The organism is Shimwellia pseudoproteus (assembly GCF_016415625.1).
Lineage (GTDB): Bacteria > Pseudomonadota > Gammaproteobacteria > Enterobacterales > Enterobacteriaceae > Shimwellia > Shimwellia pseudoproteus.
The window spans coordinates 45,399-70,290 of record NZ_WBXP01000021.1 but is presented as its reverse complement, the minus strand read 5'-3'; the positions used below and the strand labels follow the sequence as shown (position 1 = coordinate 70,290).

Here is a 24,892-nt window from a genome sequence, read left to right as displayed (position 1 = left end):
TGACGAAAGCAGGTATGCCTGAAAGTGTGCGTATTGCCTGAAAACACAACCCGCTACGGGGGAGACTTACCCGAAATCTGATTTATTCAACAAAGCCCCTTAATACGTGTTAATGACAACGACAGCGAGGTTTAATGCATTTTCTTCAGAAGCAACGTAATTATATCAGAGAATGCCGGTACGCGGGAAAGAAATAGTCTGGGGAATGGCCGCTGATTAATTATTATTCTGATTGACAAATGAACTATCCCCGGGGGAATGGGGCGCAGCGCTGTGCATAAAATGCGCACTGATTCTTTTTACTTGTTTAATTGTGAATCATTTCGGGAAAAAAGAAATATTAAAAAGCGCGGAATGATAAAAATAATGCGGGTTAAATGAAAAAGGCCGGGCGGCGTGCCCGGCAAAAAAAGAACGAACGTAATTCCAGAGTGATAGCTGGTTATGATACGGAGCAAAACACCGTTCGTTCAGTGTGCTGCGCGGATCAGGACTGAAAAAACCAGTCGTCGGCGCTTTCCCAGGTTTCTTGCAGGATTTCGCTGATACGCGCTTTGTCTTCTTTGCCGCCACCGGTTACTGACAGGTTATTGCTGCCGGCATAGCGCACATGGACATGGTTCTCGGCGTCTGGATACTGATGGCTGATACGGCGGGTGAGCTCCTGGCTCAGCGCATCTACCGCCCCGGGGGGCAGGGTAGTGGTTCTGGCAATAGTGACCTCAATACGCATGATGACCTCCGGAAAAAGATAACTGTATATTTATACAGTTATCTCCGGATGTTAGCAAGCACTCTGTGGTACCGGGCGGGATCAGGCGTCGGCAACGGACCAGGCAATACTCTCACCGGCCAGGAAAGGCACCACGCTATCGTCGCCGGCGGGGATCTCTGCCGGGACGGTGACTGCCACGCGCTGTAGGGTAATAACACCGTCATTGAGCGGCAGGCCGTAGAAACGCGGGCCGTTAACTGAGGTGAAGCCTTCCAGATGTTTCAGGGCGTCCATCTCCTCAAAGACGGTGGCATACGCCCCCAGTGCGGTCGGGGCATTAAAGCAGCCGGCGCAGCCGCAGCTGGCCTCTTTACGCAGCCTTCCGTGGGGGGCAGAGTCGGTACCGAGGAAGACCCGATCGCAACCGCTGGCCACCAGCTCGCGCAATGCCTGCTGGTGGATATTGCGTTTCAGGATGGGCAGGCAGTACAGGTGAGGGCGGATACCGCCCGCCAGCATATGGTTACGGTTGAACATCAGGTGCTGTGGGGTAATGGTGGCGCCGATCAGTGCGTTACCGTCACGGACGTACTGGGCTGCTTCCCGGGTGGTGATATGTTCGAATACCACCTTCAGACCAGGCAGGCGCTGGCGCAGGGGTTCCATGACGCTGTCAATAAAGCGCGCTTCGCGGTCAAAAATATCGACCTCGGCGTGGGTCACTTCACCGTGTACCAGCAGCGGCATACCGATTTTTTCCATCCGCTCCAGCACCGGCATAATGGCATCAATGCTGGTCACGCCGTGGCTGGAGTTCGTCGTGGCGTTGGCCGGATACAGTTTGGCCGCCGTGAAGACCCCCTGTTGTGCGCCGCGTTCCAGCTCATCGGGGTTCAGTGTGTCGGTCAGGTAACAGGTCATCAGTGGTTCGAACTGGTGCCCGGCAGGGACCGCGTCAAGGATACGCTGGCGGTAGGCAATGGCAGCCTCCACAGTCGTGACCGGGGGCACCAGATTGGGCATGACAATAGCGCGGCCATAATGGGCACTGGTCCAGGGCACAACGGCGTTTAACATCTCGCCATCGCGCAGGTGAATATGCCAGTCATCTGGGCGGCGGATTTTTAGAACCTGGGAGAAAACGGTCATCGGGTGAGCTCCGGCGTAAGAGAGACAGTTATGGCTGTTTTTTGCCGGGCACTAAGGATAAGCGTAAACGTTTTCCTTTGCACGCCTTTCTGGGGAAAATGCGCTGAAAAACGCGGGGGAATGGCCCCCGCGTGAGGGTTAGTTTACAAACGGAATGATGATTTGACCGGGTTTCACTTCCAGCCCCTGAGCGTATTTCTTCGCCAGTGCCTCGCCTTTACTGCGATCGTCACTCAGCACATAGGCCGGTTGCTGGTTAAAGTAATTACGCAGCGCCTGGTTCAGATATGGGGTGATAGTCTGTAACACCGCCTGCATTTTTTCCGGTTTCACGTCCGCGTTGGTGACTTCCATCTCCTGCAGGTAGACCGCCCCTTGTTCTTTATTAAATACCGGGTGTGCCCGCATGGTTAAGGCGATTTGCGCTTTTTGATTACCAAACAGCGAGGTCATATCCAGATCGGCATTGCCGGTCAGGGTGATTTTATCGGGCTCGCTGCGGCCTATCTGGCTGGTCAGATTGCGCAGGGTGATATGGGCATTGGCCAGCCCGGGAACCCCAATATCGCGTGAGAAATTGTTCTGTTTTGCCAGCGCCTGGTTTATCTCCTGTTCGCTAACGGTGTATTGGGTCAGTTGGTTACAACCCACCAGCAGACCACTGATCATTAATACTGCGGCGATAAAAAAACGCGTCATGTTTACTCCGGGCATCCGTTATTTCTGGCAAATTTATCTTATATTACAGGGACGAAAAAGCACGATGCTGAACATCCCCTTCAGCATCTCCTGCCGTTGTCAGACAATAGAAAAGCGCATTAATTCCCTGGTTCAGGGATCTTCCCTGGCTGGCGACGGGCGGAGAACTGCCACCCCAGCGCCAGCAGGGTGAGCAGGCCAATGGCAGACAGCATGGCCCAGGGAAGCTCCGGCTGTTGCAGCGTTTTTCCGGTGTCATACAGCCAGCCGCCACCGGCGTACCCCAGCGCCCCGCCAATGGCCAGCCCCAGGCGGCTGAAGCCCATATAACTGCCCCGGGCGCGGGCGTCCGCCAGCGACGCTCCCAGGGTTTCCCGGGCGGGTTCGGCAATAATTGACCCAATATAAAACAGACAAATCAGGGTGAATAATTGCTGGATAGTGCTGGTCAGGCCAATCGGTAACATACTTAATGACATGATAAGCAAACCGGCCATTAGCCGTTGCTCAAGACGAAAATGTTTTTCACTCCAGCGGGCGATGGGGTACAGCAAGGTCAGTGATAGGGTGGCCTCAATGGCGTACATCCATTTCACCATCGCCGGTGAACCGGCGATTTCGTTCACCATGATAGGCAGCATCAGCATCACCTGGACCGCCAGCATGTAATAACCGGCCAGGGTTAGGACATAGGTGACAAAACGGCGGTCACTGAGTACCCGGCCCATCCCTTCCCGCAGCGGGGTGCGGATGGTGGACAGCTTATAGGCCGGCAGCAGCCAGGCGTTAACCCCGGCGCAGATCATAAACAACACCGCACCGGTGCCGCACACCAGGCGGAAGTCATAATTAAGCAGCCAGCTGCCCAGCAGAGCGCCAATCACCGCTCCGGCGCTGTCCTGCATCATCAGCAGCGAGAAGAACCGCCCGCGTTCATGGGGGCGAACCAGCTTAACCACCAGCGCGGCCCGGGGAGGATCAAATAGCGTCCCCCCGAGGCCGGAAAGCACGCAGGAGAGCCACAACAGCCAGGGTTCATGAGCAATCGCCATTGTGGCGAACCCCGCCGCGCGCAACAGCATGCCGGTGACGATCATTGGCCGGGCGCCGAAGCGGTCAGCAATGGCGCCGCCAAAAATCCCCAGCCCCTGCTGCACCAGCTGGCGCAGGCCGAGCGCAATCCCCACCATCAGGGCGGCCCAGCCCATCTGGTCAACAAAACGGATAGAGATCAGCGGAAACACCACAAAAAAGCCGAGTACCACGAGCATATTGTCGAGTAATAGAAAATATTTACCCAGGCTTCTCGCCTGTGATACCGGGGCCATGCTGGTTCCTGAATATAAAAAGGAGGGAAACACCTATATTACCCTGATATGCGGTATTTTCATGCAGGGCAACTGACAAGATTTTTTCATCGAAAAGTCGGCTTGATTGACAGGATTAATCGAAAAGGGTGATCAGATAATAATTACTGCCATCATGTTTTCCTGAAAGCCATTGTGCCTGGTATATTGAATACTATACAAAACCTGAGGTACGGGCCTGTCAGCGGGACAGCCCATAAGGAGTAGAGTTAAGATGTTCGGCTATCGTAATAACGTACCAAAAGTTCGTCTGGTCACTGACCGGTTAGTGGTGCGTCTGATCCACGACAGGGACGCATGGCGCCTGGCCGATTACTACAGTGAGAACCGCCAGTTTCTTAAACCCTGGGAACCGGTGCGCGATGAAAGCCACTGTTATCCCTCTGGCTGGCAGGCGCGGTTATCACTCATTAATGAATTACATAAACAGGGCAGTGCCTTTTATTTCGCTTTACTGGACCCGGAAGAAAAAACCATCATTGGGGGGGCTAACTTTTCTAATGTGGTGCGCGGCTCGTTTCATGCCTGCTACCTCGGGTATTCGCTGAGTGAAAAGCACCAGGGGCAGGGGATGATGTTTGAGGCATTACAGTCCGCTATTCGCTATATGCAACGCACCCAGCATATCCACCGCATCATGGCTAACTATATGCCGCACAATCAGCGCAGTGGTGATTTGCTGGCCCGGCTGGGGTTTGAAAAAGAAGGCTATGCCAAAGACTACCTGTTGATTGACGGTGTCTGGCGTGATCACGTGTTGACAGCGCTGACCACCCCGGGCTGGATAGCGGGTCGTTAAGCTCAAGGAGACATAATGAAGTACCAGTTAACGGATGTAGAAGCCCGGATCATCGGCTGTGTGATGGAGAAACAAGTCACCACGCCGGATCAATATCCCCTTTCCCTGAATGCCGTGGTCACCGCGTGTAACCAGAAGACCAACCGCGAGCCGGTGATGAATTTATCAGAACAACAGGTGCAGAACGTGCTTGATGCGCTGGTTAAACGTCACTATCTGCGCACCGTCAGTGGTTTTGGTAACCGGGTAACAAAATACGAGCAGCGCTTTTGTAACTCAGAATTTGGTGATCTGAAATTATCTGAGGCTGAGGTGGCTATCGTTACCACGCTGCTGTTGCGCGGGCCGCAAACCCCCGGCGAGCTACGGACCCGGGCCGCCCGGATGTGTGATTTTAGTGATATGGCCGATGTTGAAGCGACACTCAGCGGCCTGGCCTGCCGGGAAGATGGGCCGTATGTGGTGCGCTTACCCCGGGAGGCCGGCAAGCGGGAAAGCCGCTACCAGCATCTGTTCTGCGGCGAGCCGGACACCACCTTGCCAGCGGCGCTGAATGACGCCCCGGCAGAGGATGGCACCCTTGCCGGACGGGTGGCCCAACTGGAAGATGAGGTGGCGGAACTGAAACAACAACTGGCGCAATTACTGGCGCGGCAAGAGGGATAACGGATGGGCGTATTGCGGGTCGGGGTGGTTGGATTAGGAAATATTGCACAAAAAGCCTGGTTGCCTGTGGTGGCGAACGCCCGTAACTGGCAGGTGGTGGGGGCCTGGTCACTGAACCAGCAAAAGGCCCAGGCGGTGTGTGCCGGCTATCGAATCCCGTGCGTGGGGGATTTACCCAGCCTGGCGGCCCAGTGTGATGCGGTATTCGTCCATACCAGTACCGCCAGCCATTATGCGGTGGTCAGCGAGCTGTTACAGGCCGGGGTGCATGTCTGTGTGGATAAGCCCCTGGCGGAAAGCCTGAGTGACGCGGTGCGGCTGGTGGAGATGGCCAGCCGACGTAAACTGGCGCTGATGGTCGGGTTTAACCGCCGTTTTGCACCGCTTTACCAGACACTGAAAACCCAGATGGACGGGGCCGCGTCGCTGCGCATGGATAAACACCGTACCGACAGCGTGGGGCCGCAGGATCTGCGCTTTACGTTGCTGGATGATTATCTGCATGTGATTGATACCGCCCTGTGGCTGGGCGGCGAACCGGCCCATTTACAAAGCGGTACGCTGCAAACCAATGATGAGGGTGAAATGCTGTTTGCCGAGCACCATTTCGCCTGTGACCACCGGCAGATAACCACCGTGATGCACCGGCGCGCCGGGAGCCAGCGGGAAACGGTGCAACTGGTCACGGACGGTGCGGTCTATAACGTGACCGATATGCGCGACTGGCAGTGCGAACAAGGCGGGATTATCACGCAGCAGCCGGTAGCCAGCTGGCAGACAACCCTTGCCCAGCGTGGGTTTGAGGGCTGTGCTCATCACTTTATTGATTGCGTAACCAACCAGACCGCCCCGCAAACCTCGGGGGAGCAGGCCATCCTGGCCCAAAGTCTGGTGGAGCGATTATGGCGCGAAGCCATGAGTGAATAATGTCCTGTAACAACTGACAGTAGAATTTCTGCTGCGGTTGGGTAGACTAAGCGCTTCGCGAAATAGACCAGACGCCTGCATTGCAGGCGTCTGTGTTATGGATATAACGATAATGAACTTACTGAAATCGCTGGCTGCGGTCAGCTCGATGACGATGTTTTCGCGGGTGCTCGGTTTTGCCCGTGATGCCATTGTGGCAAGGATTTTTGGGGCCGGAATGGCCACAGATGCCTTTTTTGTTGCGTTTAAGCTGCCTAATTTACTGCGGCGTATTTTTGCTGAGGGGGCATTTTCTCAGGCATTTGTTCCGATCCTCGCCGAATACAAAAGTAAGCAAGGGGAAGAGGCTACCCGGGTATTTGTCTCCTATGTTTCTGGCTTACTGACCCTGGCGCTGGCCATTGTTACGGTGCTGGGGATGCTGGCCGCCCCCTGGGTTATCATGGTAACGGCACCGGGGTTTGCCGATACCGCCGATAAATTCCAGCTGACCACCCAGTTATTGCGGGTGACCTTTCCGTATATTTTACTGATTTCACTGGCCTCTCTGGCCGGGGCGATCCTTAATACCTGGAACCGTTTCTCGGTACCGGCATTTGCGCCGACGTTTTTGAATATCAGCATGATCGGTTTTGCGCTGTTTGGCGCGCCGTATTTTCACCCGCCGGTGATGGCGCTGGCCTGGGCGGTGACCGTCGGTGGGGTGTTGCAGTTGTTTTATCAGCTGCCGCATCTGAAAAAAATCGGCATGCTGGTATTGCCGCGCATCAACTTTAAAGATGCCGGGGCCATGCGGGTGGTTAAACAGATGGGGCCGGCGATCCTCGGGGTTTCTGTTAGCCAGATCTCGTTAATTATTAACACCATTTTCGCTTCTTTCCTGGTGTCCGGTTCGGTCTCCTGGATGTACTACGCCGATCGCCTGATGGAGTTTCCTTCCGGGGTGCTGGGCGTGGCGCTGGGGACTATTCTGCTGCCGTCGCTGTCAAAAAGTTTCGCCAGCGGCAACCATGATGAGTACAACCGCCTGATGGACTGGGGGCTGCGCCTCTGCTGCCTGCTGGCGTTGCCCAGTGCGGTGGCGCTGGGGATCCTGTCCGGGCCGCTGGCTATCTCCCTGTTCCAGTACGGGAAATTCACCGCGTTTGACGCCGCCATGACCCAGCGAGCCTTGATTGCTTATTCGGTGGGATTAATGGGGCTGATTGTGGTGAAAGTGCTGGCCCCGGGGTTCTATTCCCGTCAGGACATTAAAACTCCGGTGAAAATCGCGATTGTGACGCTGATCATGACCCAGTTAATGAACCTGGCGTTTATCGGCCCGCTGAAACATGCCGGTTTATCACTGTCTATCGGCCTGGCGGCGTGCCTGAATGCCGGTCTGCTGTACTGGCAGTTGCGTAAGCAGGATATTTTCCAGCCTCAGCCCGGCTGGCGCAGTTTCCTGGTGCGGTTGATTGTTGCCGTGCTGGTGATGGCCGCGGTATTGCTGGGTGTGATGCAGGTGATGCCTGACTGGGCGACGGGGGGCATGCTATGGCGCGTGCTGCGTTTGCTGGGGGTGGTGATTGCCGGTGTGGCGGCTTACTTTGCTACCCTGGCGCTGTTAGGGTTCCGGGTGAAAGAGTTCGCCCGCCGTACGCTGTAATCTACGTTTCAGGGCTGGCTATGGCTGGCCCTGCTTGTTTTATTGCCCCCGGGTTGCCGTTGTTAAGTCACCTCTGCCGTCTGGCGCTGGTTGTTTTATCGCTCTCCCGTTACCTCGCTTTGCCCTCCCGTTACCTCGCTTTGCCCTCCCGTTACCTCGCTTTGCCGTCCTCGCGCCCGGGCTGCTTCTCCTGGTGTTATCCCTTACGGTGTCTGTACTTAATCCTGGGTTGCTGGCTGCTCTGGCTGTGTCTGTATGCCGTAGCGGGATGTCGGCACGGCTATTGAGGCAAAAAAAAACCGGCCTGTAAACAGACCGGTTTTTGCGATGACGGGCAGGATAACCTTACTGCGGTTTTCCTGCCGGGGCGCTGGCCTGGCGGGTAGCGCTATGGCCACCGGCACTGCCTTTACCGTCAAAATCAAACGCCGGGCGTACCCAGTCACTGTGGCGCGGGGCCTCAGGGACATACTGCGGTGCCGGTGCTTTCGTCATCGGTGCACTGGCCAGGCCGTGCAGCTCGCGGGCGCCAACCACCGGTGCCGCAACGCTGGCTGCCGGTGCGGTGTCGCGGGTGTCAGCCGGGGCCACTGCAGGCGCTGTGCTTGCCGCTGCCTGGGGGGCTGGCTGTGCCCGTTCCGGTTCAGCAGTATCGGCAACAACCACATCCGCGCTAACCGGCGCTACGGCGGCAGGCTCAGCCACAACCGGTTCAGCCGCGATAGGCTCAACGGTGGCCGGTTCAACCGCTGCGGGTTCAGCCACGGCAGGTTCAGTTACTACGGGTTCAGTTACTACGGGCTCAGCCACAACAGGCTCAGCGGCTGCGGGTTCAGATACAACGGGCTCCGTTACTACTGGTTCCGTTACCGCAGGTTCAGCGGCTGGCGCTGGCTGTGCGTCGGTTGCCTGGCGGGCAACCTCTTCAGCCGTGGCAACCTCTTCACTGGCAATCAGCTGCGGCTGTTGTTCTGCCGGGGCTGAGATCACCTCAGGATGACGGGTTTCTACCGCCGCCGCACTATCAACACTGTGGCTGGCTGGCAGGACGATGGGCTGCTCGTTAACCGTTTCGACAATATCCTGTTCCTGATGCCCGGTGGTGATCGGGTAGTGGATCCAGGCTTTACCCGAGGCCAGCTCAGGAGACGCACAGGCGACACTTAACGGCATCGGGGAGTGGGTCGGATAACGTTCGTCACGGTAACGACGACGGCGCTGGCCGCTAACCCGCAGATGGCGCGGAGAACGGCGTGAACGGCGCGGCATACCGGCGTTATCGCCACGGCTATCCGCGTTGTCCGCGTGTTCCTCACTGGCCACAACCACCGCCGGGAGGACGGAAGGGTCAACCGGTTTCACCGTTGGCAGGGCGCGAACTTCCTGAGGCGCGTTCTGCGGCAGGTTCTGCTCAGCTGCGCCGGCAGGTTGTGCTTCACTGGCAAAGCGGATTTTTTGCGTCAGCTGGCGCGGCTTACGGCGCGGCATCACCTGCACACGTTCTTCCGCAACAGCGGCTTCCTGTGGTGCGGTGTTCTGCGGTGCGGCAGCATCATCACGCTGCAGGGCTTTGACTTCCTGCTGAGCCTGACGTTTTTCATCACTGCGGCGGCGATTGCGTTCGCGGCGCGGCTGCTGCTCACGCGGTTTTTCCTGATCGTCCGCTGTTACGGTCTGGCGATTCTGCTGCTGGGTATCACCATTCTGCTGCTGGGACTGACGGCGGTTACGGCGATTTTCTTCGCGGGATTCACGATTTTCACGGGGCTCGCGGGTGTCCTGACGTTCTGAACGGTTATCGCGGTTATCCCGGGAATCACGGTTATCGCGATCTTCACGGTTGCTGCGGTCATTACGATCGCGGCGGTTGTTGTTGCGGTCGCGACGGTTGTTGTTGCGATCGCGGCGCTCCGGCTGGCGAGGTTCAGCCGGCGGGGCTTTAACTTCTTCTACCGGTGTTTCCACAACCGCAGGTTCACTGCCGGCAAACAGGCGTTTCAGCGCGGCAAAGAAGCGGCTGAACAAGCCCGGTGCTACTGGCTGTGCCGGGGCGGCGGCGGCGGTAGGGGCGGCTGCTTTCGCGGCTGCCGGTTTGGCGGCGGCGTCGTCCGGCATCGGCGGCGCTTCTGGCATAATAAAGGCGGCCAGTGCAGGCTCTTCCGGTAATTTACGTTCGGCCTGAGGTTCGTCGATTTCCTGGGCCATTGCCTCTTCGTGGATCTGCGGCAGTTTATAGCTCAGGGCTTTGATCTCTTCGCCTTTGCGTACCCGCAGCACGTGGTAGTGCGGGGTTTCCATCTGATCGTTCGGCACGATGATGCAGCGAACACCGCCCTGGCGCTGTTCAATGGCGCTTACCGCTTCACGTTTTTCGTTCAGCAGGTAAGAGGCAATCGGCACCGGGACAATGGCATGCACTTCATTGGTGTTTTCTTTCAGCGCTTCTTCTTCGATCAGGCGCAGAATAGATAACGACAGGGACTCGTTATCGCGGACGGTGCCGGTGCCGCTACAGCGTGGGCAGACGTGATGGCTGGATTCGCCAAGGGACGGGCTCAGGCGCTGGCGGGACATCTCCAGCAGACCAAAGCGCGAGATATGGCTAATCTGAATACGGGCGCGATCCTGGCGTACCGCTTCACGCAGGCGGTTTTCAACCGCGCGCTGGTGACGAACCGGGGTCATATCAATGAAGTCGATAACAATCAGACCGCCAAGGTCACGCAGACGCAGCTGGCGGGCAATTTCATCTGCCGCTTCAAGGTTGGTATTGAATGCAGTTTCTTCGATATCGCCACCGCGGGTAGCCCGGGCGGAGTTGATATCAATAGCGGTCAGTGCTTCGGTGCTGTCGATAACAATAGAGCCACCGGACGGCAGACGCACTTCGCGCTGGAAGGCGGATTCAATCTGGGATTCGATTTGGTAGTGGCTGAACAGCGGGATTTCACCGGTGTACAGTTTGATTTTGCTGCTGAAGTCCGGGCGACCCAGCGCCGCGATATGCTGGCGGGCCAGTTCGAGGATCTTCGGATTATCGATAAGAATTTCACCGATGTCCTGGCGCAGGTAGTCGCGAAAGGCGCGCACGATAACGTTACTTTCCTGATGGATCAGGAACGGGGCCGGGCGGCTTTCGGCGGCTTTCTGGATAGCTTCCCAGTGTTTTAAGCGGAAGCTTAAATCCCACTGCAGTGCTTCTGCGGATTTACCCACACCGGCGGTGCGGACAATCAGGCCCATACCGTCCGGCACTTCCAGAGACGCCAGCGCCTCTTTTAATTCGGTACGGTCATCACCTTCAATGCGGCGTGAGATACCGCCAGCACGCGGGTTGTTTGGCATCAGCACCAGATAGCTGCCTGCCAGACTGATAAAGGTTGTTAATGCCGCGCCTTTGTTGCCGCGTTCTTCTTTATCGATCTGGACGATGACTTCCTGGCCTTCACGCAGCACGTCTTTAATATTGGGACGACCGTGGGAAGAATAGTTAGACGGGAAGTATTCGCGGGCAATCTCTTTTAGCGGGAGGAAACCGTGACGCTCAGCACCGTAATCTACGAATGCGGCCTCAAGGCTGGGTTCAATACGGGTAATTTTGCCTTTGTAGATGTTCGCTTTTTTCTGTTCATGACCCGGGCTTTCAATATCCAGATCATACAGGCGTTGCCCATCAACAAGGGCGACACGCAACTCTTCCTGCTGAGTTGCGTTAATTAACATTCTTTTCATCGTAACTTACTCATTATTCTTACATTGACGACAAAGCTGCGGGCAAGATGACGCTGACCGGGAATTGACCGATGGCCTCGTGACTATTCGCAAAGTCGTCAACCTCACGGTTGTCGCTTGCATGGAGGCGCAAAGTATCGGCAGCCTGTAATTCAAACGGAAAAACAGTGCTATTAAGTCCTCGGAATATTCTGGGTGTTATTTCACCAGATAAGATTCCATTTACCGGTTAGGCTGCAACCCGCAGCCCGCTAACTGCCTGAAATTCATAACGTCTTACGCCATTGCTGCGTAGCTGAATAGACAGGCAAAATTGGCAATTCCGCAAATTTCCTTGTGATTAACAAGCGGTAACGCGGAAAACTGACACATTATTCCACTGCATACCTTGTTATAGCAAGTTCACTTTTGCCATTTATCACACGGTTTTGCACAGTTTTTTCACTGCCCGATCTTGTGTGAGTGAATAACACACAAAATGTACAGTTCCGCTGTAGTAAAACCCTGTGAACAACAATATAAGCATATAAAAAGAAGTAGCGCTATTGAGCAGGTAAATTTAGAATCGCCGCCCATGAAAACAGAGACGCAATCCGTAACTTTTGTTGCTATTTCCGCCGATGAAGCGGGGCAACGCATCGACAACTTTTTGCGCACCCAGTTAAAGGGGGTGCCCAAGAGTATGATTTACCGCATTCTTCGTAAGGGAGAAGTGCGGGTTAACAAAAAACGCATCAAACCCGAATATAAATTGCAGGACGGGGATGAAGTGCGCATTCCGCCAGTGCGCGTGGCCGAGCGTGATGATCAGGCGGTATCGCCGCATCTGCAGAAGGTGGCGGCGCTCAATGACGTGATTCTCTATGAGGATGACTACATTCTGGTGCTGAACAAACCCTCCGGGACTGCGGTACACGGCGGCAGTGGGCTGAGTTTTGGGGTGATTGAAGGGCTGCGGGCCCTGCGCCCGGAAGCACGCTTCCTGGAGCTGGTTCACCGTCTGGACCGCGATACCTCCGGCGTACTGCTGGTGGCGAAAAAGCGCTCGGCGCTGCGGTCATTACATGAACAGCTGCGCGAGAAGGGGATGCAAAAAGATTATCTCGCCCTGGTGCGCGGGCAGTGGCCGTCCCACATTAAAGTGGTACAGGCGCCGCTGCTGAAAAATATTCTCCAGAGCGGTGAGCGTATTGTCCGGGTCAGCAGCGAAGGGAAACCCTCAGAGACCCGTTTTAAGGTTGAGGAGCGCTATGCGTTCGCCACCCTGATGCGCTGTAGCCCGGTAACCGGGCGGACCCACCAGATCCGCGTGCACACGCTGCATGCCGGGCACCCGATTGCGTTTGATGATCGCTACGGGGAGCGTGAGTTTGATAAGCAACTGAGCGAGGCCGGAACCGGGTTAGATCGTTTATTCCTGCACGCGGCCGCGTTACGCTTCCAGCATCCGCAAACCGGCGAGACGCTGCGCATTGAAGCGCCGCTGGACGACAAACTCAAACGCTGCCTCCAGACGTTACGTAAGTCAGCCAAAGGGGCGTAAACCCGGGCGGCAGTGCTGAGACAGCAACATGATTAAGGCGGCGCCCGGCGCCGCCTTTTTTGTCGCCGCTGGGAACAGGCGCGTAAAATATCAGCCCAGCAGTGGGTTGCAGTGCGCTTTGCGCAACATGGCGCACAGGGCGATAAGCGGTAACCCGACCAGGGTGTTTGGGTCGCGCCCGTCCAGCCGGTTAAACAAGGTAATACCCAGCCCCTCACTTTTAAAACTGCCGGCGCACTGTAGCGGTTGTTCTTTGCGAATATAATTGATGATTTCTTCGTCGGTCAGATGGCGAAAATGCACATCAAAGGGTTCTACTTCGCATTGTAATTGACCATTTTCTGAATTAAAAAGCGCCAGCCCGGTATAAAAAGTGACTATTTTTCCGCGCGCCTTACTTAATTGCGCGATGGCGTTTTCCTCGCTGTGGGGTTTGCCGGTAATGTTATTATCGATAACACAAACTTGATCACTGCCAATAATCAGATGTGCCGGGAACTGATGGCTCAGGGCCTGCGCTTTCGCCTGAGCCAGGCGCTGCACCAGATGGCGTGCGTCTTCACCGGGGCGGGGCGTTTCATCCACCTCCGGGGCGGCGCACTGGAAGGGGAGCCCCAGCTTTTCCAGCAGGGTGCGGCGAAAAGGCGAGGTGGACGCCAGGATTATCGGTTTCATATTTTTACAGCCACATATAGCGTATTGGTATCAGGCATTTTAAACTGTGCACCGCAATGTGTGCGAATAATTGGCAAAAGGCGTGCGGTACCGCCTTTTTCTTTGACTATATCCCGCTACAACGTTAATATGCGCGCCCTATGCAAAAAGTAAAATTACCCCTGACACTTGATCCGGTTCGTACCGCTCAAAAACGCCTTGATTACCAGGGTATTTATACCCAGGCTCAGGTTGAGCGCGTGGCCGAATCTGTTGTCAGCGTAGACAGTGATGTGGAGTGCTCCATGAACTTCGCTATCGACAACCAGCGCCTTGCCGTGATTAACGGTGATGCAAAGGTGGCGGTAACGTTGCGCTGTGAGCGCTGCGGGAAACCGTTTCCGCACCAGGTCTATACGCAGTATTGTTTCAGTCCGATTGCCAATGACAAGCAGGCTGAGGCACTCCCGGAAGCGTATGAGCCGATCGAGGTTAACGAGTTCGGTGAAATCGATCTTCTGGCAATGGTTGAGGATGAAATCATTCTCTCCTTACCAGTGGTTCCGGTGCATGATTCTGAACACTGTGAAGTGTCCGAGGCGGACATGGTCTTTGGTGAACTGCCAGATGAGGCAAAAAAACCAAACCCATTTGCCGTATTAGCCAGTTTAAAGCAAAAGTAATTGAGGAGTAAGGTCCATGGCCGTACAACAGAATAAACCAACTCGTTCCAAACGTGGCATGCGTCGTTCTCATGACGCCCTGACTGCAGTAACCAGCCTGTCTGTAGACAAGACTTCTGGTGAATCCCATCTGCGTCACCACATTACTGCTGACGGTTTCTACCGCGGCCGTAAAGTTATCGCTAAGTAATCACGCGGTTGCGTGATTACGCTTAGTGTCTTGTCCCCGGCTTGCCGGGGATAATGCATACTTGGGCGATATCTTGACACGTCTAACCCTTGCGTTAGATGCCATGGGTGGGGATTTTGGTCCCACCGTGACAGTGCCTGCTGCATTGCAGGCGCTGGATTCTGATTCCCAGTTAAGCCTTCTGTTAGTCGGCGACCCCGACGCCATCACACCATTACTTGCCAGAGCTGATTTTGAACAGCGGTCACGGTTACAGGTTGTTCCCGCCGAGTCAGTTATTGCAAGTGATGCCCGGCCGTCTCATGCTATCCGCAACAGTCGCGGAACATCGATGCGGATCGCGCTGGAGCTGGTCAAAGAAGGGCGGGCTGAAGCCTGTGTCAGTGCAGGGAATACCGGTGCATTGATGGGGCTGGCCAGGCGGCTGTTAAAGCCGATTGACGGTATTGTCCGCCCGGCGCTGGTGACGGTACTGCCGCACCAGCAGAAAGGAAAAACGGTTGTCCTCGACCTGGGAGCCAACGTGGAGTGCGACAGCACGATGCTGGCACAATTTGCCATTATGGGCTCGGTGCTGGCGGAGGAAGTGGTCGGCATTGACCATCCCCGCGTTGCGCTACTGAATATTGGCGAGGAAGAAACAAAGGGACTGGACAGCATCCGCGATGCAGCCGCATTGCTTAAAACAATGCCTTCTATAAATTATATTGGCTACCTTGAGGCCAACGAACTGTTGACCGGGAAAACCGATGTGCTGGTATGTGATGGGTTTGTCGGTAACGTCACGTTAAAAACAATGGAAGGTGTTGTCAGGATGTTCCTTTCGCTCCTGAAGTCACAGGGGGAGGGGAAAAAAAGGGCGTGGTGGCTACTATTGTTGACGCGTTGGTTACAAAAGCGACTGACCAGGCGATTCGGTCACCTCAACCCCGACCAGTATAATGGCGCCTGTCTGTTAGGATTGCGCGGCACTGTGGTCAAGAGCCACGGTGCGGCGAATCAGCGAGCTTTTGCGGTCGCGATTGAACAGGCAGTGCAGGCAGTGCGACGGCAAGTTCCGGTCAGGATAGCTGCGCGTCTGGAATCTGTATTACCCAGGAGTGACTGAGCGTACATGTATACGAAGATTATTGGTACGGGCAGCTATCTGCCCGAGATGGTACGGACTAACGCCGACCTTGAAAAAATGGTAGAGACCACCGACGAGTGGATCGTTACCCGGACAGGCATTCGTGAACGCCGGATTGCGGGCCCGCAAGATAACGTCTCAACCATGGGATATCAGGCGGCACTGCGTGCCCTCGATATGGCCGGGGTGGATAAATCGTCTATTGGCCTGATCATTGTCGCCACCACCTCAGCCACCCACGCGTTCCCCAGCGCGGCTTGCCAGATTCAGGCCATGCTGGAAATTACCGGTTGCCCGGCATTTGATATCGCGGCCGCCTGTGCGGGCTTTACCTATGCACTGAGCGTGGCCGATCAATATATTAAATCCGGTGCGGTGAAAAACGCGCTGGTGATCGGCGCTGACGTACTGGCGCGGACCCTGGACCCGGAAGATAGAGGCACCCTGATCCTGTTTGGTGATGGCGCGGGTGCCGTAGTACTGGGGGCGTCTGAAGAGCCCGGTATTATCTCCACGCATCTGCATGCCGATGGCCGCTACGGTTCACTGCTGACGCTGCCGAACAAAGATCGGGTGAACCCGGAAAACCCCACTTATCTGACGATGGCGGGGAATGAAGTCTTTAAAGTGGCAGTGACTGAGCTGGCACATATCGTTGATGAGACGCTGGCCGCCAATAACATGGAGCGCAGCGCACTGGACTGGCTGGTCCCTCATCAGGCGAATTTACGTATTATTAGCGCCACCGCGAAAAAGCTGGGTATGCCGATGGAAAAAGTGGTGGTTACGCTTGATCGTCACGGTAATACCTCTGCGGCCTCGGTGCCTGCGGCACTGGATGAAGCGGTTCGCGATGGCCGCATTCAGCGTGGCCAGCTGATTCTGCTGGAAGCCTTCGGTGGTGGATTCACCTGGGGTTCGGCGCTGGTCCGTTTTTGATTAACAGAGACTAAAACATGACGCAATTTGCATTTGTTTTCCCGGGGCAGGGCTCTCAGAGTGTCGGCATGCTGGCGGATCTGGCTGCTGAAAACCCGGTAGTGGAAGCGACTTTCCGTGAAGCATCTGACGCGCTGGGTTACGATCTGTGGGCGCTGTCTCAACAGGGGCCGGCAGAAGAACTGAATAAAACCTGGCACACGCAGCCGGCGCTGCTGGCGGCGTCTGTGGCTATCTGGCGTGTCTGGCAGCAGCGTGGCGGTAAAACACCGGCCATGATGGCGGGCCATAGCCTGGGTGAATACTCTGCGCTGGTGTGCGCCGGGGTGATGAATTTCGCGGACGCGGTGCGCCTGGTTGAACTGCGCGGCAAATTTATGCAGGATGCCGTGCCTGCGGGCACTGGCGCGATGTATGCCATTATCGGCCTTGATGATGCCGCGATTGCCAAAGCCTGTGAAGACGCAGCCGATGGGCAGGTGGTTTCTCCGGTGAACTTTAACTCTCCGGGCCAGGTGGTTATCGCCGGCAATAAAGACGCGGTAGAGCGTGCCGGTGCTGCCTGTAAAGCCGCCGGGGCCAAACGTGCGCTGCCGCTGCCGGTGAGCGTGCCGTCCCACTGTGCGCTGATGAAGCCAGCGGCTGAAAAACTGGCGGCTGAACTGCAAAAAATGACCTTCAGCGCCCCGCAGATTCCGGTGGTAAATAACGTTGACGTTAAATGTGAAACCGCCCCGGACGCTATCCGCGATGCGCTGGTTCGCCAGCTGTATAGCCCGGTCCAGTGGACCAAATGTGTTGAATTTATGGCCGGGCAGGGCGTGACCCAGCTACTGGAAGCGGGCCCGGGTAAAGTGCTGACTGGCCTGACCAAACGTATTGTTGACACCATGACAGCAACGGCAATTAACGAGCCGGCAAGCCTGTCTGCGGCGCTTGAGCAATAAAACGAGGAACACCATGAATTTTGAAGGGAAAATTGCACTGGTAACCGGCGCAAGCCGCGGTATCGGACGGGCGATTGCGCAGACCCTTGCGGCCCGTGGCGCAAAAGTTATCGGTACGGCGACCAGTGAAAATGGCGCCCAGGCTATCAGTGATTATCTGGGCGCAAATGGCAAAGGTCTGCTGCTGAATGTGACCGAACCGGCATCCATTGAATCCGTTCTGGAAAATATTCGCGCAGAGTTTGGCGAAGTTGATATTCTGGTAAATAATGCCGGTATCACTCGCGATAATTTGCTGATGCGCATGAAGGACGACGAGTGGAACGACATTCTGGAAACCAATCTGTCATCGGTTTTCCGTCTGTCAAAAGCAGTAATGCGAGCTATGATGAAGAAGCGTCATGGCCGGATTATCACCATTGGTTCTGTGGTTGGCACCATGGGGAATGCTGGTCAGGCAAACTACGCTGCGGCGAAAGCGGGCCTGATCGGTTTCAGTAAGTCTCTGGCACGTGAAGTTGCGTCCCGCGGGATTACTGTAAACGTTGTTGCTCCGGGTTTTATTGAAACGGACATGACGCGTGCGCTGTCTGATGATCAGCGTGCGGGTATTCTGGCGCAGGTTCCTGCTAATCGCCTCGGCGAGGCGCAGGAAATCGCCAATGCGGTTGCATTTTTAGCTTCTGACGACGCAAGTTACATCACTGGTGAAACGCTGCACGTCAACGGCGGAATGTATATGGTCTAATCACGATGTCTTTCGCCTCCCCGTCGGGCTAGTGTCGGGTGAATCATTATCAGGCTATTTTCGTGCAGAAAATAAGCAATGTTGATGATTTTTAGCGACTTAATTCGGCTTTTATTGGGAATCGGAAGAATTTTATTTGCGTTATCGGGGCGATTAGTCTCAAAATAGCGTAAAATCGTGGTAAGAACTGCCGGGATTTAGTTGCAACTTTTTCAACATTTTATACACTACGAAAACCATCGCGAAAGCGAGTTTTGATAGGAAATTTAAGAGTATGAGCACTATCGAAGAGCGCGTTAAGAAAATCATTGGCGAACAGCTGGGCGTTAAGCAGGAAGAAGTTACCAACAATGCTTCCTTCGTTGAAGATCTGGGCGCTGATTCTCTTGACACCGTTGAGCTGGTAATGGCTCTGGAAGAAGAGTTTGATACTGAGATTCCGGACGAAGAAGCTGAGAAAATCACCACCGTTCAGGCTGCCATTGATTACATCAACGGCCACCAGGCGTAAGTGAACATCTCCAGGCGGTCATTCGACCGCCTGAGTTTTTTTAATTTGCCCCACTAGTGTCTATTTATCCCTCCCTGGAGGACAAACGTGTCTAAGCGTCGTGTAGTTGTGACCGGACTGGGCATGTTGTCTCCTGTCGGCAATACCGTAGAGTCCAACTGGAAAACTCTCCTTGCCGGTCAGAGTGGCATCAGCCTGATCGACCATTTCGATACTAGCGCCTTTGCAACGAAATTTGCTGGCTTAGTAAAGGATTTTAACTGTGATGACATCATTTCGCGCAAAGAACAGCGCAAAATGGATGCCTTCATTCAATATGGAATTGTCGCTGGCGTACAGGCCATGCAGGATTCTGGCCTGGAAATTACTGAAGAAAACGCACATCGCATTGGTGCTGCAATTGGTTCCGGCATTGGTGGCCTGGGGTTAATTGAAGAAAACCACGGCGCGCTGATGAGAGGCGGTCCGCGTAAAATCAGTCCCTTCTTCGTTCCGTCTACTATCGTCAATATGGTGGCAGGTCATCTGACTATCATGTTTGGTCTGCGTGGTCCGAGCATCTCCGTGGCGACAGCCTGTACTTCAGGCGTACACAACATCGGTCATGCGGCGCGTATTATCGCTTACGGTGATGCCGATGCCATGGTGGCAGGTGGTGCGGAAAAAGCCAGCACTGAGTTAGGTGTCGGTGGTTTTGGCGCAGCTCGCGCACTCTCTACCCGTAACGACAATCCGCAGGCAGCAAGCCGCCCGTGGGATAAAGATCGTGATGGCTTCGTCCTCGGTGACGGTGCCGGTATGCTGGTACTGGAAGAGTACGAACACGCCAAAAAACGCGGCGCGAAAATTTATGCTGAAGTTGTTGGCTTCGGGATGAGCAGTGACGCTTACCACATGACGTTACCGCCGGAAGACGGCAAAGGTGCTGCACTGGCGATGACGAATGCACTGCGTGATGCCGGTATTACGCCGGGTCAGGTCGGTTATGTTAACGCTCACGGGACCTCTACCCCGGCAGGCGACAAAGCCGAAGCGCAGGCAGTTAAATCCGTATTTGGTGATGCGGCAAGCCGTGTGCTGGTCAGCTCCACCAAATCAATGACCGGCCATCTGCTGGGCGCTGCGGGTGCAGTAGAGTCTATTTACTCTATTTTGGCGTTGCGCGACCAGGCTGTACCGCCGACCATTAACCTGGATAACCCGTCTGAGGGTTGTGACCTGGACTTCGTCCCGCACGAAGCGCGCCAGGTGTCCGGCATGGAATATACCCTGTGTAACTCCTTTGGTTTCGGTGGCACTAACGGCTCTTTGATCTTTAAAAAGGTCTGATTGCCGGTCTCTTTAAGGCCCGCGCTGCGGGCCTTTTCTGTTTTATCCCCCCTTGTTCCTGCAATACAGGTTCCGTCATACTTACCGGGCCCGACATGTCATTTTCCCGACCACAGGAGTCCTGATGTATCTGATTAATGGTGCGTGGCAGGAGACGGTTCCCGCCAGTGATCGTGGCCTGCAGTTCGGCGATGGCTGCTTTACCACCGCACGGATCCTTCATGGCCAGGTGCGGTTTATTGAACGCCACCTGGCTCGCTTGCTGGCGGGCTGCCAGCGTCTGGGGATCCCGCAGCCGGACAGCGTTATCCTGGCGGATGAAATGCAGACCCTGGCCCGGGATCAGGGCACCGGCACCCTGAAAGTGGTTATCACCCGGGGAAGCGGTGGCCGGGGTTACAGCGCGCACGGGTGCGATATGCCGCGGCGGATACTCTCGGTGTCGGGTGTGCCAGGCCACTATGCTCAGTGGCAGCAGCAGGGGATTACGCTGGTACTCAGCCCGATCCGTATGGGCTGTAACCCGGCCCTGGCGGGGATAAAACACCTTAACCGCCTGGAGCAGGTGCTGATTCGTTCGCATCTTGAGCAGATACACGCGCCAGAGGCGCTGGTTCTTGACAGTGACGGTATGCTGGTGGAATGCTGTGCGGCTAATTTATTCTGGCGTAAAAACCACAGGGTATATACCCCGGACCTGGCGCTGGCCGGGGTGGATGGCACCATGCGCCAGCATATTATTGCCCGCCTGCGGTACGGCGGCTGGACGGTTGAGGAAGTACGCGAACCGGCCGCCACGCTGGCCCAGGCGGATGAAGTATTTATCTGTAATGCGCTAATGCCGATTATTCCGGTAAAACGCATTGGCGAGCACCATTATACTGACCGGCAACTGTATGATTTTTTGGCCCCGCTTTGTGAGTAAGACGATTTCATGAAAAAGATGCTTTATTTCTTCCTGCTGATTCTGGTGGCGCTTGGGCTGGCTGCCGGGGTGGGGATGTGGAAGGTGCACCGCCTGGCGGACAGTCCGCTGTTAATTCGCGACGAGACGATTTTCACCCTGAAACCCGGTACCGGACGACTGGCGCTGGGCGAGCAGCTGTATAACGAAAAAATCATTAACCGCCCGCGGGTATTCCAGTGGCTATTGAAAATTGAACCCGGACTGTCCCACTTTAAAGCAGGCACTTATCGTTTGACCCCGGACATGTCGGTGCGGGCCATGATGACGCTGCTGGCCAGTGGCAAAGAGGCGCAGTTCCCGCTACGTCTGGTTGAGGGGATGCGGGTCAGCGACTGGCTGGAACAGCTGCGCGCCGCGCCCTACATCAAACACACGCTGAAAGACGATAGCTACCGTACCCTGGCTAGCGCCCTTGGCCTTACCGGCCCGGAGCAGGTGGAAGGGTGGTTCTATCCGGATACCTGGCTGTATACCGCCAACACCACCGATGTTGCCCTGATGAAACGGGCCCATCAGCGGATGGTAAAAGCGGTTGATGCGGTGTGGAAAGACCGCATGGATAATCTGCCCTATAAAGATCAGCAGCAGTTGGTGACCATGGCCTCGATTATCGAAAAAGAAACTGCCGTTGCCGGCGAGCGGGATCTGGTTTCCTCGGTCTTTATTAACCGCCTGCGGATAGGGATGCGGCTGCAAACTGATCCGACGGTTATCTACGGTATGGGTGAGCACTATCGCGGGAATATCACCCGTAAAGATCTGGAAACCCCAACGCCTTACAATACCTACGTGATCGATGGCCTGCCTCCCGGCGCCATTGCGATCCCGAGCCCGGCATCACTGGATGCGGCGGCCCATCCGGCAAAAAGTAACTGGCTTTACTTTGTGGCGGACGGCAAAGGGGGGCATACTTTCAGCACCAATCTGAACGACCACAACAAGGCTGTTCGCAGTTACATTCAGGTTCTTAAGGACAAAGATGCGCAGTAAATTTATCGTCATCGAAGGGCTAGAAGGCTCAGGGAAAACCAGTGCCCGCAGTCTGGTGATTGACACTCTGCGGGCGCAGGGGATTACCGATATTGTTGAAACCCGTGAACCGGGCGGGACCGTGCTGGCGGAGAAGTTACGCAGCCTTATCCTCGACATTAAATCCACCGGTGATGAAGTGATAACTGATCACGCCGAAGTGCTGATGTTTTATGCCGCCCGGGTGCAACTGGTGGAGACGGTGATCAAGCCCGCTCTCGCGCGCGGTGCCTGGGTGGTGGGCGATCGTCACGATCTGTCCACCCAGGCCTACCAGGGCGGTGGCCGTCAGATCGATCCCCATATGCTGGCCACGTTACGCGACACGGTGCTGGGCGATTTTTATCCCGACCTGACTATCTATCTGGACGTTACCCCGGAAGTGGGGCTGCGTCGCGCCCGGGCACGGGGTGAACTGGACCGTATTGAGCAAGAGTCTCTGGATTTCTTTAACCGTACCCGGGCACGCTACCAGGCCCTGGCCGCGGCGGACACGCGCATTCAGACCATTGACGCGACGCAGCCTCTTGAGCAGGTTAGCCAGAATATTCGTCAGTTGCTGGTGGACTGGGTGCAGGGGCAAGCCTGATGCGCTGGTATCCGTGGCTGCGCCCGGCATTTGAACAGTTGATTGGCCAGTATCAAGCCGGGCGGGCGCACCATGCGCTGCTGATGCATGCATTACCGGGGATGGGGGATGATGCGTTGATCTACGCCATCTGCCGCTGGCTAATGTGTGAGCAACCTGACGGTCATAAAAGCTGCGGACACTGCCGGGGCTGCCAGTTGATGCAGGCCGGAACCCATCCGGATTACCACCAGGTGGTGGTGGAGAAAGGTAAATCATCCCTGGGGGTTGATCCGATTCGCCACGTGACGGAGAAGCTTTACAGCCGTTCTGGCCGGGGCGGGGCCCGTATTGTCTGGATCCCGGATGCGGAGTGCCTGACCGAGTCCGCCGCCAATGCGCTGCTGAAAACCCTTGAGGAACCGCCGGAGAACTGCTGGTTCTTCCTCGGCTGCCGGGAACCGGCCCGTTTACTGATAACCCTGCGCAGCCGCTGCCTGTACTGGTATCTCTCCCCCCCGGATGAACATTACGCGCAGGCCTGGCTGGCCCGGGAGAACCCCCAAGATCCTCTGCAATTGCAGACGGCGCTGCGTCTGAGTATGGGGGCGCCGGGGGCGGCGTTAACCCTGTTGCAGCCGGAAAACTGGAAACGGCGCGCCGGGCTGTGGGTAAAGGTCCAGGATGCTCTGCAACAGCAAGATTTACTGCTGCTTGCCGGGCAATTGAATGACGATCATGTTGTCGAGTCCCTTCACTGGATCAGTACCTTACTGCTGGACGCGCTCAAAATGCAGCGCGGGGCGGTCTCCTGGCTCACCAATGCGGATGCCCGGGACCTTATCCAGCAGCTATGCTCAATGATGCCTGAGTCAGTGATTCAGGCGGTATTGCATCATTTATTCCAGTGCCGCGAACAGTTGCGTGATGTTCCCGGCCTTAACCGGGAGCTGATGCTAACGGAGTTGCTATTACGCTGGGAACAGTGGATGCGACCCGGTGCGACGCTCCCCGCCGCCTATTTTTAACGCGCCACTATTGAAAGAGCCACTATGTTTCTAGTTGATTCCCACTGCCATCTGGACGGACTGGATTACCAGTCCCTGCACCACAATGTTGATGACGTACTGGCCAAAGCGGCGGCCCGTGATGTGAAATTTTGCCTGGCGGTCGCCACCACGCTGCCCGGTTACCGGGCAATGCGCCAACTGGTTGGCGAGCGCGACAATGTGGCGTTCTCCTGTGGGGTACACCCCCTTAACCGGGATGAGCCCTATGACCCAGAGGATTTACTGCGCCTGGCGGCGGAGCCGGGGGTGGTGGCCCTGGGGGAGACCGGGCTGGACTATTTCTACACCCCGGAGACCAAAACCCGCCAGCAGATCTCGTTTCGCGATCATATCCGCGTTGGCCGCGAACTGAAAAAACCGGTGATTGTGCATACCCGGGATGCCCGTGCCGATACCCTCGCTATTCTGAAAGAAGAACAAGTGACAGATTGTGGTGGGGTACTACACTGTTTCACGGAAGATAGAGAGACTGCCGGCACGTTGCTGGATATGGGATTCATGATCTCTTTTTCGGGAATTGTCACGTTCCGTAATGCGGAGCAACTGCGTGATGCCGCCCGCTATGTGCCACTGGATCGCCTGCTTATCGAGACAGACTCGCCTTATCTGGCGCCGGTGCCCCATCGCGGTAAAGAGAACCAACCGGCAATGGTACGTGATGTTGCAGAGTATCTGGCGGTGTTAAAAGGCGTCTCCCTTGAGGCCCTGGCCCAGGCCACCACCCGCAACTTCTCATTGCTATTTAATATCAACGGGTTGGATTAATCCGATTACTGAACCGGCTATTTTTTTCAGCTCGAAATTAAACGCCAGTGCGGGTAAAGTCTGGCGCCCGGAACGCGGCGTTATGGGCCTGATTGCCGGATATTAATGTGAAATATGT

24 protein-coding genes are annotated in these 24,892 nt (G+C 55.8%); 18 read left to right on the top strand and 6 right to left on the bottom strand.

All coding sequences use genetic code 11. The features are described from left to right. Positions 1–487 precede the first annotated feature (487 nt). The 4 genes from dinI to mdtH form a co-directional block, all read right to left on the bottom strand. On the bottom strand, positions 488–733 hold the full coding sequence (dinI, locus tag F9C28_RS11265; RefSeq protein ID WP_199015407.1) for a DNA damage-inducible protein I: 246 nt from the start codon (positions 731–733) through the stop codon (positions 488–490). Positions 734–814: 81 nt separating this feature from the next. Next, complete coding sequence (gene pyrC / locus F9C28_RS11260; RefSeq protein ID WP_199015406.1) at positions 815–1,864, bottom strand: dihydroorotase; 1,050 nt, start codon at positions 1,862–1,864, stop codon at positions 815–817. 138 nt (positions 1,865–2,002) lie between these two features. Beyond that, on the bottom strand, positions 2,003–2,563 hold the full coding sequence (locus tag F9C28_RS11255) for a lipoprotein (protein WP_199015405.1): 561 nt from the start codon (positions 2,561–2,563) through the stop codon (positions 2,003–2,005). Between the two features lie 119 nt (positions 2,564–2,682). Beyond that, positions 2,683–3,891 carry a multidrug efflux MFS transporter MdtH gene (gene mdtH, locus F9C28_RS11250; protein WP_199015404.1) on the bottom strand — a complete coding sequence of 403 codons (1,209 nt, stop codon included), beginning with the start codon at positions 3,889–3,891 and terminating at the stop codon, positions 2,683–2,685. Positions 3,892–4,144: 253 nt separating this feature from the next. On the opposite strand from mdtH, the gene rimJ reads away from it, so the two are divergent. The 4 genes from rimJ to murJ all read left to right on the top strand — a co-directional run bounded on the left by rimJ (position 4,145) and on the right by murJ (position 7,970). After that, positions 4,145–4,729, top strand: a complete 585-nt coding sequence (gene rimJ, locus F9C28_RS11245; protein WP_199015403.1) for a ribosomal protein S5-alanine N-acetyltransferase — start codon at positions 4,145–4,147, stop codon at positions 4,727–4,729. A 15-nt stretch (positions 4,730–4,744) separates the two neighbouring features. Further along, positions 4,745–5,395, top strand: a complete 651-nt coding sequence (locus F9C28_RS11240; protein WP_199015402.1) for a YceH family protein — start codon at positions 4,745–4,747, stop codon at positions 5,393–5,395. Positions 5,396–5,398: 3 nt separating this feature from the next. Next, positions 5,399–6,322 carry a Gfo/Idh/MocA family protein gene (locus F9C28_RS11235; RefSeq protein ID WP_199015401.1) on the top strand — a complete coding sequence of 308 codons (924 nt, stop codon included), beginning with the start codon at positions 5,399–5,401 and terminating at the stop codon, positions 6,320–6,322. Between the two features lie 112 nt (positions 6,323–6,434). Next, on the top strand, positions 6,435–7,970 hold the full coding sequence (gene murJ, locus F9C28_RS11230) for a murein biosynthesis integral membrane protein MurJ (RefSeq protein ID WP_199015410.1): 1,536 nt from the start codon (positions 6,435–6,437) through the stop codon (positions 7,968–7,970). Between the two features lie 345 nt (positions 7,971–8,315). On the opposite strand, the gene rne is transcribed toward murJ, so the two are convergent. Beyond that, a complete protein-coding gene (gene rne / locus F9C28_RS11225; protein WP_199015400.1) occupies positions 8,316–11,702 on the bottom strand; it encodes a ribonuclease E in 3,387 nt (1,128 codons plus the stop codon). A 574-nt stretch (positions 11,703–12,276) separates the two neighbouring features. Between rne and rluC the strand changes: the two genes are divergently transcribed. Further along, positions 12,277–13,245, top strand: a complete 969-nt coding sequence (rluC, locus tag F9C28_RS11220; RefSeq protein ID WP_199015399.1) for a 23S rRNA pseudouridine(955/2504/2580) synthase RluC — start codon at positions 12,277–12,279, stop codon at positions 13,243–13,245. Positions 13,246–13,335: 90 nt separating this feature from the next. Here the strand turns inward: rluC and F9C28_RS11215 are convergent, their stop codons facing one another. Then, on the bottom strand, positions 13,336–13,920 hold the full coding sequence (locus F9C28_RS11215) for a Maf family protein (RefSeq protein WP_199015398.1): 585 nt from the start codon (positions 13,918–13,920) through the stop codon (positions 13,336–13,338). A gap of 140 nt (positions 13,921–14,060) precedes the next feature. Between F9C28_RS11215 and yceD the strand changes: the two genes are divergently transcribed. The 13 genes from yceD to F9C28_RS11150 all read left to right on the top strand — a co-directional run bounded on the left by yceD (position 14,061) and on the right by F9C28_RS11150 (position 24,774). After that, positions 14,061–14,582 (top strand): 23S rRNA accumulation protein YceD, encoded by a 522-nt coding sequence (gene yceD / locus F9C28_RS11210; RefSeq protein ID WP_199015397.1) that lies wholly within the window; start codon positions 14,061–14,063, stop codon positions 14,580–14,582. A gap of 16 nt (positions 14,583–14,598) precedes the next feature. Continuing rightward, positions 14,599–14,772: a 50S ribosomal protein L32 gene (gene rpmF, locus F9C28_RS11205; RefSeq protein ID WP_002440227.1), complete on the top strand. Its 174-nt coding sequence runs from the start codon at positions 14,599–14,601 to the stop codon at positions 14,770–14,772. Between the two features lie 73 nt (positions 14,773–14,845). Further along, positions 14,846–15,880 carry a phosphate acyltransferase PlsX gene (plsX, locus tag F9C28_RS11200; protein ID WP_199015409.1) on the top strand — a complete coding sequence of 345 codons (1,035 nt, stop codon included), beginning with the start codon at positions 14,846–14,848 and terminating at the stop codon, positions 15,878–15,880. 6 nt (positions 15,881–15,886) lie between these two features. Further along, a complete protein-coding gene (locus F9C28_RS11195) occupies positions 15,887–16,840 on the top strand; it encodes a beta-ketoacyl-ACP synthase III (RefSeq protein WP_199015396.1) in 954 nt (317 codons plus the stop codon). Between the two features lie 17 nt (positions 16,841–16,857). Beyond that, positions 16,858–17,787 carry an ACP S-malonyltransferase gene (gene fabD, locus F9C28_RS11190; protein WP_199015395.1) on the top strand — a complete coding sequence of 310 codons (930 nt, stop codon included), beginning with the start codon at positions 16,858–16,860 and terminating at the stop codon, positions 17,785–17,787. Positions 17,788–17,800: 13 nt separating this feature from the next. Beyond that, entirely contained in the window at positions 17,801–18,535 is a 735-nt protein-coding gene (fabG, locus tag F9C28_RS11185) for a 3-oxoacyl-ACP reductase FabG (protein ID WP_199015394.1), read from the top strand. 274 nt (positions 18,536–18,809) lie between these two features. Further along, on the top strand, positions 18,810–19,046 hold the full coding sequence (acpP, locus tag F9C28_RS11180) for an acyl carrier protein (RefSeq protein WP_000103754.1): 237 nt from the start codon (positions 18,810–18,812) through the stop codon (positions 19,044–19,046). Between the two features lie 87 nt (positions 19,047–19,133). Then, positions 19,134–20,375 carry a beta-ketoacyl-ACP synthase II gene (gene fabF, locus F9C28_RS11175; RefSeq protein WP_199015393.1) on the top strand — a complete coding sequence of 414 codons (1,242 nt, stop codon included), beginning with the start codon at positions 19,134–19,136 and terminating at the stop codon, positions 20,373–20,375. Positions 20,376–20,499: 124 nt separating this feature from the next. After that, positions 20,500–21,300, top strand: a complete 801-nt coding sequence (gene pabC / locus F9C28_RS11170) for an aminodeoxychorismate lyase (protein ID WP_199015392.1) — start codon at positions 20,500–20,502, stop codon at positions 21,298–21,300. A 9-nt stretch (positions 21,301–21,309) separates the two neighbouring features. Next, positions 21,310–22,332: a cell division protein YceG gene (gene yceG, locus F9C28_RS11165; protein WP_199015391.1), complete on the top strand. Its 1,023-nt coding sequence runs from the start codon at positions 21,310–21,312 to the stop codon at positions 22,330–22,332. Continuing rightward, a complete protein-coding gene (gene tmk, locus F9C28_RS11160; protein WP_199015390.1) occupies positions 22,322–22,960 on the top strand; it encodes a dTMP kinase in 639 nt (212 codons plus the stop codon). Before yceG ends, tmk begins: the two co-directional genes overlap by 11 nt. After that, entirely contained in the window at positions 22,960–23,967 is a 1,008-nt protein-coding gene (gene holB, locus F9C28_RS11155; RefSeq protein WP_199015389.1) for a DNA polymerase III subunit delta', read from the top strand. The genes tmk and holB overlap by 1 nt, the downstream gene beginning before the upstream one ends. A 24-nt stretch (positions 23,968–23,991) precedes the next feature. Beyond that, positions 23,992–24,774, top strand: coding sequence for a metal-dependent hydrolase (locus F9C28_RS11150; protein WP_199015388.1), 783 nt, complete (start codon positions 23,992–23,994; stop codon positions 24,772–24,774). Positions 24,775–24,892 lie beyond the last annotated feature (118 nt).